This window comes from Neobacillus sp. WH10 (assembly GCF_030123405.1).
Taxonomy (GTDB): Bacteria; Bacillota; Bacilli; order Bacillales; family Cytobacillaceae; genus Neobacillus.
Genome location: NZ_CP126110.1, coordinates 2,287,699 through 2,301,749, shown reverse-complemented (window position 1 = coordinate 2,301,749; position 14,051 = coordinate 2,287,699). Strand labels below are relative to the sequence as shown.

The following is a 14,051-nucleotide window of genomic DNA, read 5'->3' as shown; positions in this document are numbered from 1 at the left end:
CACTCTATTTTTATTTATTTTAGAATGTGGAAAAAAAAGTTTGGCCGGTTAATGAGGCTATTAACGACGTATTCGTGGAAATCCTGTGAGTTCGGTCGCTTATAAGGCTAACTCCTTCTTTTTTCAAAATTACTAATAAATAACCCTGGTACAACCTCGAGATCTCCTTCAAATTTATAGCCATTTTTTAGATATAGTCTTTTAGCCGGATTATTTTCTTTGCCAGTTGATACGTTAAATACAGTATTTTCCTTATTTATTTCCTCGACAGTCATTAATAGTTTTTGGGCAATACCTTTACGAAAATGATTAGGATGAACAACCATCCGGCAAATTGTCAACACTTCATCATCAATTGTGTACGAAATTGCTCCAGCAAGATTCTCTTCCTCAAAATATCCTAGAAAGGATTCTCCACATACTGTTAATTCTTCCAGCGTCTCTTTTAATGGCGGGATCTCAAAAAAATTTATTAACTTTGCCTCGACAAGATAGGATGCTCTCTGCAGCTCATACAACTCTTTGACGAGACCTACATTACTTAAATCAAGATTTTTTATCATACTGTAGAACTCCTTTATGCTTATTATCGACCACTAATACATTTCACCATTAGCAATGAAATTCCTCTTTTCTTTACAACCGAGAATGTTTATCTAAAAATAAATAAAATATCCCCCACAAAAAAGTGAGGGATTTGCTCCTTTTTATGCAATTTTTATTGCTTTTCCAAATGGAACTCTCGGTAAAAAAGCATCAGGTACGAGCCAAAATAGTTCAAAATCTACGTTATCCATGTCTTCTGCAAAATAGCCTGTTACATCTGTAATGTAAAAGAGCGTATCAATTTTTTCTTCTTCCGCCCACTCCAGCACTAATGTATAGGAAGATTTCCCATGTGTCTGATATTTAATCGTATTGTTTTGAATAGGAGTAATACTTCTAATTTTAAAATCTGCTTGAACTAGTATGGTATCTGGTTTCAGTTGTTCAAACAGTTTAACTATGTTATTTATCAAAAGGCTTGGTGCTTCATTTGTGGATGTATCTACAACCAAGGCAACTTTTTTATCTTGCCGCTGTTGAATCATGGAAAGTATTGTTTTATGCCATCTCAACTCCAACAACCCCTTTGTTTGAATAAGTGAACTATATTATTTTAGGTAAAAAGATGGGGATTATGATTGGTTAATATCGACAGAATAAAAATAAAACATTATTGGTGATAATATATTAGCATCATACTTCCAAACAATATTTCATTTTGATAACGGCATAACGGAACTAAATGACACCTTTTGTTTCTTTTCCACTCACATAAAGCTGTTCTGTATGCTCATCATATAAATTCCTAGCCCAATCTTGAATTGTTGCACAATCTACAGATTTCCATTTTTCAAGATTCTGAATCTCATCTATTCCAAATGCCAAGGCAGACAATCTTGTCATAAGCACATAGGATGAATAGGGATGTGAAAATTCCGGGTCATTTTTAGCTTCGTAGTAGAATTTCTTTAGCAATCTAAACGATTTTGATTCATAAATTAGTTCAACCAGTTTGGCACGGTATTCCAAATCTTTTGGGTGCAAATATGGAAAACGTAAATAATCACTAAGATGCTGAGCTTCATGCTTCAAATAACTAACTTGAAATTCATTACTATCTAGTTTTACTCTCTTTTTCTTTGGACCTTCATCAACATAATATAGTCCTTCAGCTTTTGCCCACCCTCTAGCAAACTTTTCACCAAAGGTGGCAAAATGAATCCAGCTTTGCATTATAAAATCACTCATGAAGTAAACTGTAACCTTCTGTGTTTGATGTGGCAACTCAACCGTAAAATCCGTTTTTTTCGTTGTCTTCCAAATATAGGGCCCTCTAAACGGTGACGTGACACCCCCTAAAAAACGATAGCCCTTTTCCTCAAAAATGATTTTTAATTTTTCTTCGATTACATCAAGGTTGTCAGTTAAATCATTATCCGAAATTAATAGTGCTAACGACTGTACCAACTGGGTTTCTGCATCTTCGACTTTCTTTCCGGTTAATACGGAAGTAAAATATTGATAATATGCTAATAAAACTTTTCTAATCCAGGGATCATCTGTTTTAAACCGATAAACCGGCTTTTCTCCAAAAAAACGGTGATCATACTTGGATTCTAGTTCCTGATATTTTTTACTTTTATTCGGAATCGAACGAAGGTACTCTAAAGCAGAAGATACATCCCCTTGCAGACAATAAGCATATAATTTGGACTCGTCCATCCTGTTTCCCCTCTCATATTTTCTAAACTTCTCCATATTGTTTATATTACTAATCTTATTCAACCTCGTTCTACCTTTTGTACACAAAAGTGCTTAAGACCACTTCAATCTTTCTACTACTATTTGCGTAAATTTTTCCAGTTCTTCATAGTTAGGCGAATGGGCTGATTTATCAAAAGAAATCCATTCTTTTATCGGTGCTTCCAGTTCGTCAAAGAATGCTTGTGACGGTGTGTGTGGAACCATTAAATCATATTTACCCATTATCAAAGTTACGGGAACTTCTACTTTTTTAATGACATTTTTCAAATCTATTTCTCTTAATTCAGTGATCATCGCTTTCTTGCTGAAGAGCTGTCCCTTTAAATGTCTTACTGTATCAAAAAGAGTATATTCTTTACTCTTTAGGATTTTTTTTGCAAATTCATTGATTAATTTCCTATCATGAGAGATTCCGCCCCCAAATAACTCGAGGTATTTCTGATGAATTCGATCATGCTTTGAACTGCTCCATGGCGGCTTTCCTATTTCAGATAGCTCCTTAATCGCTTTTTGATTATTAAGTTCACTTGCCATCTCCAGAACTAAATCATATGACAATTCCTCTGTCATTCTCATACTTACAATCTGAGAAACGCCAAAATAGTGTATAAAGTGTTCCGGATGTTTGTTGATCGCCAACATACCTAGAATACTTCCCCAGGAATGCCCCACTAAAAAAATCCTCTCTTTTTGATATTCCTTTTTTAAGTAGGTGGTTACCTCAATCGAATCATTTAAAAATTGCTCAACATTCATCGTTTCTTTTGGAATTTTTTTAGAATAAGATAAACCTGCTCCCCGTTGGTCCCAATTCACGACAATGAAGTGTTTTTCAAGTTCCTGTTGGTATTCGCGATTAAAACCAATCTGTGCCGCGCCAGGTCCACCGTGAATCATTAACAAGATAGGATTATTTTTATTTTCACCTCTAATTAAAAGCCATTGCCTAACTCCGCCAATGTTTATTTTTTTTAATTCAGACACTGCGTTTTTATTTACTATATTAGGAGTTGCTCTACTGAACATATATTTCACCTTTCAGTTTTTCGATAATGAATGGAATTTCCCTTAAATCCTCAATAATGAAATCCCCTTTGCTACCCTCATATTGAATATCTCTTTTCCAGATTGTTTTCATTCCAACTTTACCTGCAGCTATTACATCGTTTTCAGGATGGTCACCAACATAGGCACTCTCATTTGCAAAAACATTAAGTTGCTTTAATGCTTTTACAAATATTTCAGGGTTAGGTTTTTTGATGCCCTCCCATTCGGAAATAAGAATTGTTTTAAAATACCTTTCAATACCTAAAGCCTCAATATTGTCCATCTGGAACTGTCCTTTTCCGTTCGTAATGATTCCCATAACGTATGATTTCTTTTTTAAATCTTCTAACATACTTATTAGATTCGGAAATGGAATACAATGATTCTTAAATTTTTCTAAATAGTCTTGAAGCAGCCTGTCCCAAGTAATTCCCTTAATAATAAATTCATTGATCAGTTGTTGATATACTTTATCCTTCCAGGTGTAACCACGACAATCCAATTCTATAAATCTTGATGTATACAATTCTTTGGGAATATGACCAAGCCAATTGTTTAATCGCTCATATTGATCATCGATAAATTTCTGAACGGTAGCATCTCGATTTAATAAAGTTCCATCAAGATCGAAAATTACAGCCTTGATCATGTCCACTTTCCCCCTTTAACCTTTCTATTCCTATATTTTGAATCCTTTTTTTTTTATTCGCAAATATAAAAAATCTATACCTTTTGAATCGCTAATTATCGTGTATTCGATGTAAATGCTTAGTAACAATTTTCAATCCTCTTATGACTAAACAAAAATAGTGATTGGTTTGAATCAAATATTTTTTATTACTGAATGGTAGAAATGATGCCTCAAAATAAAAAAAGGCCTCACCTTAAATAGAGGAGAAAGCCTTGGCATTTTTAATAATCCTTGTTGTAATACTCTCTTTTTTCCTTCATGTATTCCTTTTCACATTTTAACAACTTATAGTCAATGGCGTTTCCTTTTTCCTTTTTCTCTTCAATTACTTCCCATTTAAAATTGTTAAGCTTTAAATGCACCGCGACATTCGTGTTATCCGGCTGCTTATAAAGCAAATAGGATTCGCCAGGTTTAACAAACAATGTCGGTACACCGCGTGAGGCAACAATAAATTGTTTATGTAAGGATTGATAATATTCATCTACTTCTTTCCCACCATAGATTAGATTGGCAGCGTCTAACCCTCTATCTGTTACCTCAATATAGCTTTGATCATCAATGTCCAAATCGAGGACAGAAATAATATCCTTCATGATTGCTTTATTATATTGGACATTTCGAGTTTTCATTTTTTCAAGGCATTCAGTGGATAATCTCGGTAGTTCATTTGCCTGGACTTTCACTGAATTAATGGAAAGCAATACGAATAGGACCGAAATAATAATTGTAGTTTTTTTCATTTAATAAGACACCCCTAATAATGTATGAACATATTATTCTGCATTATGGAATGATATATACGAAACAATTCTAACAACCTATACTTCGAAAATTGTTTTCCGATTTATCATAATTTTCCTTGTGTTACGATTTAAGGAGCAAAAGGGACAAAATATCTAAACATAAAGATTATAAACGCAAATACTGAAATCGTACAAATTGAAGCAAAGTGTAAAAATATAAATAGGATTTTCATTTTTCCTTTGACATAAAACGCGTAGATTAAACCAAATACTGGATTCAAGATTAAAAACGGTAAGGCAATTGCAATATAAACCTTTCCAATCATATGAAGTATTTTTGAATCAAAACCAGCCAATCTCAGCAAACCCAATAATAAAATTGTTACAATAATCGTTGCAATCAGTGATGTAAATGAAACCTTTAAGGCATTTTTGAAAAAAACTTTCATAAAATACTCCTTTCCTACGGTGCACTATAAATGTATTCTCCAATAAGGAAAGGATTACCTTTTTATTACTAGAATTTTCCGGTACCATTATGAGCAAAAAGAGTGGAATCTCCACTCTGCTCTTTGCCCTTTATTTTCAACCAACCTGCTTTTTTAATCTCCAGTAATACATCCATGTCCTGATTGAATAGCTCCCAAAAGACAGAATTGCTATAAACATAATAACCATACTAAAAATTTGCAATTTATCTAGTTTGTTATGACTAATCATTTCTAATCCCAACCCTATATTAAACAAATAGGCAATGATTAAAGGGAGGAACAAGCATGTATAGGCGATACCGATCTTTCTTGCATGTTTTAATTGATTGGTTTTATCACTGTAAATTTGTAGGCGGGCTTCGCCTTCAGAATATTCGCGGCTCCAGATCGACCATTTTTGCAATGATCCATAGGACTGAAATACATTATACCAGCCTGCATCCCTGTGGATATCAAAGTAGCTCTCATCAGCAATGTTTTGATAATCTGCACAATAACTTACCTTTCGCGGATGCCCTACAAAGAAATGGAAGGTTGTTCCCGCCCTACTAACGCGGTAGAGATTAAATCCTTGTTCCTCCATTTTCTCGAGCCACTGTTCTAACTTATCAGGAGCATACATCCAGCCTAGTTTTCTTTTAATAACCAATTGCCCTGATCGCTTTAATTTCTTTTCTTCCGCTTTGTTTAGTTTGCCTTTACCTTGAGTCTTCCTGAAAAGTTCATCTCTATTTATTTTTTCATTCAGTAATTTTTTATTTGTCCGATTAATTTTAACCACTGAATATAGTCCAAGAATGAAAATAGCTATTAAAACACAAAAATATAAATAGGTGAATATCCAATATGGACTTTCTACTACCTCAACTTGGGAATCTGCTGAAAATAAAATTAGCCCAGAGATGCTTAGAAAGAATACTGCCATAATCAAAAAATAAAATACTACACCTCCAAAAATATACTTTACGATTCGATTATGTTTAATTATTCCTTCCCGGACAGAAGAGGTTTTAATTTGCTCCGGTGACTTTTCATTAGACGTGACAAACCAGTTACCCGTACGTAAGACCTTGGTCCATCCCTCTGCCATTAACCCTCTTGATAGTGTCTCCCCTTGCATTTTATCAAATCCAATTCGGTACGTTAGCTTTTTAGGCTTACCTTGTTGAAAGAAAAAACACCGTGATACTCGATTGATCTTGATTAAAAAATACCCATTTTCCGCCATAGACGAGAGCCATTTTTCTGTTTTTTGTACATCATAACTCCAGAAAGGCCTGCAAATTTTTTTGATCACAAAAAATCCCCCTCATATTTCAATGCATTCTGGTACAGTTCCTTAAGTCTGTTAATCTCGGCTGTAATTAATTTTCTTCCTGTTTCCGTTACCTCATATACCGTTTTTCTTTCCTCATCAGCGAATACCGTTATGATTCCATCTTTTTGCATTTTCGTTAACGTTCCGTAAACGGTTCCAGATCCTAAAGCAATTCTTCCGTTTGTAATGTCCTCTACATGTTTAACAATACCGTAACCATGACGCGGTTCCGTCAGAGATAGAAGAATGTAGAACGCCGTTTCTGTCATCGGTACATACTTTTTTATGACTTTATCAATATCCAAAATTCTCACCTCACAAGTTTGGTGTTATATTGTGAATAATCTTTTGAAACTATGTCGCAAGTAAATATGTCTCATCATGACTATATCACGTCGTGACATAGACTTCAATATGTTTTTTTCCAAAATATTCATGACAGTTGATACGTATCAATTAGTCTAATGATTAGTATTGAAATCGTAACATTGGACCAGTAGTCGTGGTATAATCTTAAATATTGATTTTTCAAAAAAAACTGTAATTTAAATAATTCTTACGAATGGGGGAAGAAGTTTGAATTATGATGTAATCGTTGTGGGTGCTGGACTCGCTGGTTTAGTGGCAGCGTCTGAGCTTGCGGATGCAGATAAGAAAGTACTCCTTTTAGACCAAGAACCGGAAGCATCTCTTGGCGGACAGGCATGGTGGTCCTTTGGCGGGTTATTTCTCGTCGATTCACCGGAACAGCGAAGGATGGGGATTAAGGATTCGCGTGAACTTGCCTGGCAGGACTGGTTAGGAGCAGCAGGTTTTGATCGGGAAGAAGACGAGGATTACTGGGGAAAACAGTGGGCAAAGGCCTATGTTGACTTCGCATCAGGTGAAAAGCGCAAATGGCTATATGATTTGGGGGTTCGTTTCTTTCCAGTAGTAGGCTGGGCTGAACGCGGGGGCTATCTTGCAGAAGGACACGGCAACTCTGTTCCGCGGTTTCACATCGTTTGGGGAACAGGTCCTGGTCTTGTTAAACCATTTGAAGATAGAGTCCGAAAAGCAATGGCTAATGGTCTTGTTGATTATCGCCCACGCCATCGAGTGAATGAATTATTGACGGAAAAAGGTGCCGTCATCGGGGCACGCGGGGAAATACTTGTTCCAAGTTCGGTTCCTCGCGGCGAATCAAGTTCCCGCGATGTGGCTGGAGATTTTGAATTCCATGCGAAAGCTGTGATGGTCACTAGTGGAGGTATTGGAGGCAACCATGAACTGATTAGAAAAAATTGGCCGGCGCGACTTGGCGAGGCTCCAAAAAATATGATTTCAGGTGTTCCACAGCATGTTGACGGACGAATGCTAGCAATAACAGAGAAGGCTGGCGGTCGTATCGTCAATCGAGATAGAATGTGGCATTATACAGAAGGCATAAAAAACTGGGACCCGGTTTGGCCAATGCATGGTATCCGGATTCTTCCTGGTCCGTCCTCTTTATGGCTCGATGCCACAGGGAAGCGTTTCCCTGCACCAAACTTCCCAGGCTTCGACACTTTAGGAACCCTTGATGCCATTATGAAGACTGGTTATGATTATTCATGGTTCATTTTAACGCAGAAAATCATTGAAAAAGAGTTTGCCTTGTCAGGGTCGGAGCAAAATCCGGATTTGACTGGAAAGAGTATTAAAAAGGTATTAGCTCGTGTGCTGCCAGGGCCGACATCTCCTGTAAAAGCATTTATGGATAAAGGTGAGGATTTTGTTATCGCCAATACTTTGCCGGAACTTGTTGCCGGGATGAACAAACTTACCGGGGATAACTTGTTAAACCTGGAAGATATCGAACGGCAGATTGTTGCTAGAGACAGAGAAATTGATAATAAATTTACGAAAGATCTGCAAATAACCGCGATGCGCGGTGCACGGAATTATCTTGGTGATAAACTTATTAGGGTTGCTTCACCCCATAAAATTCTTGATGCAAAAATGGGTCCATTAATTGCTGTCCGTTTAAACATGGTTAGTCGAAAAACGCTTGGCGGGCTTCAAACTGATTTATCTGGCAGAGTTCTAGATTCATCTGGAAACCCAGTCCCGGGTCTATTTGCTGCTGGTGAGGTTTCCGGGTTTGGCGGGGGTGGCATTCATGGATATCGTTCACTGGAGGGAACATTCGTCGGCGGCTGCCTGTTTACAGGAAGGCAAGCCGGGCGTGCACTTGCAAAGGATTTAGAATCATAACCATTTAATCCTCTTCAGACTAACAAAAAAATTTTTGTGACAGATGAAGCGCTTTTTTTCGGTTCCCGGGCACAATTACTATTTTTTGTGACCAGTAAAGCGCTTTTTTTCAATTCCTGGTCACTATTGCATTTTTTACGACTAGTGTAAGGCTTTGTTCAGTTTCTCGGCCAGATATTCTATAAAAATTCAAAAGCAGTGAATTTTCATATCGATGAAACTCCACTGCTTTATTTTTTATAGCATTTAATTTGTAAACATAAATTCCGTCCTACTTCCAGTCTGGCCTGCGATAACCTCTAGTCGGATATCAATCCGTTCTTTAAGTTCTGGCACGTGTGAAATAATACCGACCAAACGCCCGCTGCTCTGGATATCCATTAATGCTTCAATTGCATGATCAAGCGATTCAGGGTCAAGCGTACCAAATCCTTCATCGATAAACATCGTCTCCAGCGATACTCCTCCGGCATAATTTTGCACCACATCCGCAAGACCTAACGCTAAAGATAATGAGGCTTTGAAGCTTTCACCGCCCGATAAGGTTTTGACATGGCGTTCCTGTCCTGTGTATTGATCAAAGACAAGTAATTCCAGGCCGCTTTGTGCATTCCCTTTTGATCGGTCTGTTTTTCTTAATAATTGAAAACGTCCTGATGTCATTTTTCTCAATCGGATATTAGCTTCTCGCAAAATATCATCAAGGAAGGCGGCAAGCACGTACCGTTCAAAGGTAATTCGGAAGTTATTTTGTCCCTTAGTAATCTCATATAGATGACCAATTAGCTTGTACCTTTCTTCTAACATCTTCATCTGTTCATTCAAGCTTTCAACCCTGCTATAAATTTCTTCGTTATCCCGCTTCTTAACGAATACATCCGTACGCTGATGATTCAGTACTTCAATTTCACTTGTAAGTTCACCGAGCGAAAGCTTTAATCCCTCAACATCTGGCGTTTTCACATCTGCCAATAGATCCGTTAGTTCTTTCAATCGGTCTGAAACAGAACGCAATTCTTCCCTATAGCTGCGGATTTCAGACTCAAGACTGCGAATTTCTCCCTCTGTCCTTTTAGAGGCTGCATACATGCCATATTTTTCAAATCCCTGCTCTGACAATTTATTTAAAAAAACTTCACGTTCTATGTCGAGCTCCTGTTGTTTCCCAGCAAGATGCGCTTTTGCATCTTGTAATCTCGCTGTTTCATTTGAAAGCTTTTCTTTAACTACTTGAAGGCGCTGCTGTGCATCCTCTAATTGTTTCACCAATATTTCATGGCGGCTTCGAGAAGCTGCCAGTGTTTTTTCATATTCTGCTTCTGACCGAAGGTTTTCAGGAATGATGTTCATCATCCTAGTAAGATTGGTTTTCTTTTCGGTAAATTGAACCGTTAAATCGTTCACATTAGCCGCTAGTTGTTGAATAGCATTTTGTAAATTTATCTTTTCAGACTTACTTTTTTCTAATTCAACCGTCACATTCTCAAGCTTTTTAATCTGTTCTGAAAGCTTTCTTTGAATTTGAACTAGATGGTCCTTAGCTAATACTGTCTCACTTTTTACTATTGATAAATTATCTTCAATAAAATCTGCTCGGTAATTTCGGATTTCTTGAAGTAATTCAAGAACAGCTTGTTTTTGTGCTCTCTCATCTGATTGACATTGGTAAAATTTCGCTTCATCATTTGACTTTTCTTGTTCCCATTTTGCTGCTTGCTCCTTAGCAGCTTTCAACTCCTCTTCAGTCGGTATATGACCAGAATGTTGAATGGCTGGTGACGGATGATGCTCTGAGCCGCAGACAGGACAAGCTTCTCCCGCTTGTAGTTTTGCCGCTAAAATGGTGGCTTGCCCATGCATCCAATTCTTCTCTAAATCTTCAACTAGGACTCTAGCATCCCGAAATCTAGCAGCAGTATTTTCATAACGGCCGGTTATTGCTTTAAGCTTTTGCTCCTCCTTTTGATGACGCACAAGCAAAAATTCATATTTTTCAAAGCGCTCTAGCTCAACCTTCAACTTTTCAATTTTACTTTCATTTTCAAAAAAGATTATCTTCCCTTTTTCAATTTCTTCTTTTTGCTGTATAAGGGTTGTTATTCTTTCTTCCAATTGTTTAAGATTTTTTTCAAATTGAAACTGTTTTTCTTTTATAGATTTAAGTTCAGCATCCTTAATCGCAGTTTCTTTCTGTAATGATGTAAATGAATAAACATCCTCTTTCATATTCCCTAATCGATTTATTTCATCAAGGACAGCCTGCCGCTCGCCCTCACGCTCCATTTCATTTTGCAGCTGTTGTTCATACTGTTTGGATAGTCCGACTAATTTTTCAATTTCTATTTTTATTGAATTCACATTTTCCTGGAATTGGTCAACTTCGCGCTTTAAACGGTGGCAAAGCTCCTCTTGTTTTGCTAAAAGTGCAGCTTTTTGTGCTCGTTGAACCTGTTTTTCTTTTTCAGTAAACATTTCCTCCTGAGCGACAAGACGGGTTTTCTGCTCCTTCAAGACCTCTTTTGTTTGCAGCTGTTTCAAAATCGATTCAGCTTCAAAAAGCTTCACCTTAAGTTTGTCATGTGTTTGACCCTTTTCATTTATTTGATTGATAAACTGTTCTAACATTTCACCCATTCCGGCAATTTCTGCTTGTAAGAGCGGCATGATAATGGTGTCATTTACACTGTCCGCATTCATATATTCGAGGAGCCCTTCATTTGTCACTGCATGAATACGGTGTATCGCCTCATTACGAGCCTGTACCTGATCTTCAACAGATTTCTTCAGCTCAGTCGCCTCTAGCTTCAGCTTTTCTTCTACCATTTTATAAAGCTGTGTATGGAAAAGCCGCTGAAGGATAACTTCCTTATCCTTGCTATCAGATGTTAACAGCTTTCGGAATTCTCCTTGGGGAATCATTAAGATTTGGCGGAACTGGTTGGCATCGATCAACATGATCTCCTTTATTTTTTCCTCGACATCACTGATTTTCGAAGCCAACAGCTTTTTCTCGCCATGTTCATCCCATATAAACAACTCTGCTTTAGCACCTATTGAGGTATGACCGTCACCCTTTTCCTTTTTCTTCAATTGTTGTGGTGACCTAGTAATAGAATAAACCTTGTTACGAAGAGAAAAATCAAGAGAAACCTCCGTTAATAAATCATCGGCTGCAAATTGACTTCGAAGTTCAGGGCCATTGCGATCCTCACCGCTTGCTTTTCCGTAAATTGCATAACTAATGGCATCAAAAATCGTCGTCTTTCCTGCACCAGTTTTTCCTGAAATTACAAACATCGTTCTACTTCCAAGCTGGGTAAAGTCAATCTCCTCCCTGCCTGCATAAGGTCCAAACGCTTGCATCATCAGTTTTAACGGTTTCATAGTGCGTTCCTCTCCTTCAGCACTTTTTCAATAATATCAGTCATTACTTCTCTTTTTTCACTCGTAAATTCAGAAGTTGTCATTTCTGAATAAAATTGTTCAAACAACTCAATATCCGACTTTTTCTCACTTCGGAGAGCATTAAAAGACTGTTTTTTCTTCAGATCAGTGATATCAATTTTCCGCTCTAGATGGAGAACGTTCGGGTAAATCTGCCGCAATTTATTAATTGGATCGATTAACGCACCTTCATCGAGTAAAGTAATTTTTAAATAGTCATCGATTCGTTCTTTTTCATAAAAATAGGGATCAAGCAGCTCCTCCAAATGCCCTTCTAGCTCCCGCATGTCATGTTTTGGTGTAAGCGACCGGTATCGATGGGTGAAATTTCCTTTTTCATCCATTTCAATAATCGAGATCGACTTATTTTGTTTTGCTTCGGAAAAAGAATATTTTAAGAGAGAGCCTGAATATTTTACTTTGTTATGCCTGATAGCATCAGGACTGTGTAAATGGCCAAGTGCCGTGTAGGAGAAAGGGTCGAAAATTTGAGCACCTACGCACCCTGAACCCCCGACAGATAATACCCGTTCAGAATCAGAGGTTTGACCGCCTAATACAAATGCATGACCGACCAATATGTTAGGTTCATTCGGATTAATGGAATCTTCCATTTTACCGATAATGGCCTTCATCGCATCTTGATGGGAATGGATAGAATCATCCTCGAGGAGCTGGCGGACGACTCCGGGTTCAGCATATGGTACAAGAAAGAAATTTACTCCAGCTATTTGTATGGGCTTAAAGCTATTCGATAATTTACCCGAAAGATAAAAATGGTTATATTTGTACCAAGAACTGCCAAACGAGAGCCGCTCGGCACTATCATGATTTCCGGCAATCGCCACAACTGGCGTTTTTAGCTCAACATTAATTTTAAAAAGGATTTCATCAAGTAACTCAACAGCATCTGTCGGCGGTACGGAACGATCATATAGATCACCTGCAATAACCACCGCATCCGGCTTCTCTTCAGCAACAATTGCTACGAATTGCTCGAGAACTTCCCGTTGAATTTCCGTCATATAGACACCATGAACCAGCTTGCCTAAATGCCAGTCGGCTGTATGGATAAATTTCATCTGTATCACCCCAACTTTTTTATCTGCGTCATTCAATACTACTATTATAGCAAAATATGATTTTCCTTGAGGATGGAAATCCTTACGATTGGGTATATTATTCTAGCACAATAAACAACAAAAAACAGCTCGGCACATTGTCCGGGCTGTTATAATTAGTATTGTTAAAATTATTTCTTAGTTACGTTAGCAGCTTGTGGTCCACGAGCTCCTTCAACAACTTCGAAAGAAACTTCTTGACCTTCTTCTAAAGTTTTGAAACCTTCTGTTTGGATTGCAGAATAATGAACGAATACGTCGTTACCATCTTCAGCTTCGATAAATCCGAAACCTTTTTCTGAGTTAAACCATTTTACTTTACCGTTTTTCATGTAAAAAAATCCTCCTATTGGCTTAAAGCTAAGCCATGTGTAAAATTCACCAAATTACAACGTGATAGCTTTACCTTCATTTTCTCATCCAAACATCGGTTAAACTTTGAACAAGCTTGAAATATAAATTTAATCTCGTGCAACGGCTGAATAAAATTTAACATTATTAGGCCTAAAAGTCAAGGAATGAACGAACGACAAAGACCTACACAATTCTACATTCTATACAATAAACAGGGAGAATATATTCATTATTACATCTTCTTACGTATACTCCCCCAATCTAATTGTCAGATTTTGCAGAAAAATATATTAT

General features: G+C 37.3%; 13 protein-coding genes. 1 reads left to right on the top strand and 12 read right to left on the bottom strand.

Translation table 11 applies throughout. From position 1 onward, the window contains the following. Nucleotides 1-107: 107 nt before the first annotated feature. From QNH20_RS10890 to QNH20_RS10850, 9 genes are all read right to left on the bottom strand, one after another. Nucleotides 108-563, bottom strand: a complete 456-nt coding sequence (locus QNH20_RS10890; RefSeq protein WP_283922900.1) for a GNAT family N-acetyltransferase — start codon at nucleotides 561-563, stop codon at nucleotides 108-110. A gap of 144 nt (nucleotides 564-707) precedes the next feature. After that, nucleotides 708-1,118 carry a VWA-like domain-containing protein gene (locus QNH20_RS10885; protein WP_283922899.1) on the bottom strand — a complete coding sequence of 137 codons (411 nt, stop codon included), beginning with the start codon at nucleotides 1,116-1,118 and terminating at the stop codon, nucleotides 708-710. Nucleotides 1,119-1,284: 166 nt separating this feature from the next. Next, nucleotides 1,285-2,268 (bottom strand): hypothetical protein, encoded by a 984-nt coding sequence (locus QNH20_RS10880; protein WP_283922898.1) that lies wholly within the window; start codon nucleotides 2,266-2,268, stop codon nucleotides 1,285-1,287. Between the two features lie 93 nt (nucleotides 2,269-2,361). Continuing rightward, nucleotides 2,362-3,336, bottom strand: a complete 975-nt coding sequence (locus QNH20_RS10875) for an alpha/beta fold hydrolase (protein ID WP_283922897.1) — start codon at nucleotides 3,334-3,336, stop codon at nucleotides 2,362-2,364. Then, nucleotides 3,326-4,006: an HAD family hydrolase gene (locus QNH20_RS10870; protein ID WP_283922896.1), complete on the bottom strand. Its 681-nt coding sequence runs from the start codon at nucleotides 4,004-4,006 to the stop codon at nucleotides 3,326-3,328. Before QNH20_RS10870 ends, QNH20_RS10875 begins: the two co-directional genes overlap by 11 nt. A 263-nt stretch (nucleotides 4,007-4,269) precedes the next feature. Further along, nucleotides 4,270-4,791: a hypothetical protein gene (locus QNH20_RS10865; protein WP_283922895.1), complete on the bottom strand. Its 522-nt coding sequence runs from the start codon at nucleotides 4,789-4,791 to the stop codon at nucleotides 4,270-4,272. A 131-nt stretch (nucleotides 4,792-4,922) separates the two neighbouring features. Next, complete coding sequence (locus tag QNH20_RS10860) at nucleotides 4,923-5,243, bottom strand: hypothetical protein (RefSeq protein WP_283922894.1); 321 nt, start codon at nucleotides 5,241-5,243, stop codon at nucleotides 4,923-4,925. A gap of 136 nt (nucleotides 5,244-5,379) precedes the next feature. Next, nucleotides 5,380-6,582 (bottom strand): DUF2812 domain-containing protein, encoded by a 1,203-nt coding sequence (locus QNH20_RS10855; protein ID WP_283922893.1) that lies wholly within the window; start codon nucleotides 6,580-6,582, stop codon nucleotides 5,380-5,382. Further along, entirely contained in the window at nucleotides 6,579-6,908 is a 330-nt protein-coding gene (locus tag QNH20_RS10850) for a PadR family transcriptional regulator (protein WP_283922892.1), read from the bottom strand. The genes QNH20_RS10855 and QNH20_RS10850 overlap by 4 nt, the downstream gene beginning before the upstream one ends. A gap of 271 nt (nucleotides 6,909-7,179) precedes the next feature. Between QNH20_RS10850 and QNH20_RS10845 the strand changes: the two genes are divergently transcribed. Further along, nucleotides 7,180-8,838 (top strand): FAD-binding dehydrogenase, encoded by a 1,659-nt coding sequence (locus QNH20_RS10845; RefSeq protein ID WP_283922891.1) that lies wholly within the window; start codon nucleotides 7,180-7,182, stop codon nucleotides 8,836-8,838. 246 nt (nucleotides 8,839-9,084) lie between these two features. Here the strand turns inward: QNH20_RS10845 and QNH20_RS10840 are convergent, their stop codons facing one another. The 3 genes from QNH20_RS10840 to QNH20_RS10830 form a co-directional block, all read right to left on the bottom strand. After that, a complete protein-coding gene (locus QNH20_RS10840) occupies nucleotides 9,085-12,222 on the bottom strand; it encodes an AAA family ATPase (protein WP_283922890.1) in 3,138 nt (1,045 codons plus the stop codon). Continuing rightward, nucleotides 12,219-13,364, bottom strand: coding sequence for an exonuclease SbcCD subunit D (locus tag QNH20_RS10835; RefSeq protein WP_283922889.1), 1,146 nt, complete (start codon nucleotides 13,362-13,364; stop codon nucleotides 12,219-12,221). Before QNH20_RS10835 ends, QNH20_RS10840 begins: the two co-directional genes overlap by 4 nt. A gap of 170 nt (nucleotides 13,365-13,534) precedes the next feature. Then, nucleotides 13,535-13,735: a cold-shock protein gene (locus QNH20_RS10830; protein WP_007083969.1), complete on the bottom strand. Its 201-nt coding sequence runs from the start codon at nucleotides 13,733-13,735 to the stop codon at nucleotides 13,535-13,537. Nucleotides 13,736-14,051 lie beyond the last annotated feature (316 nt).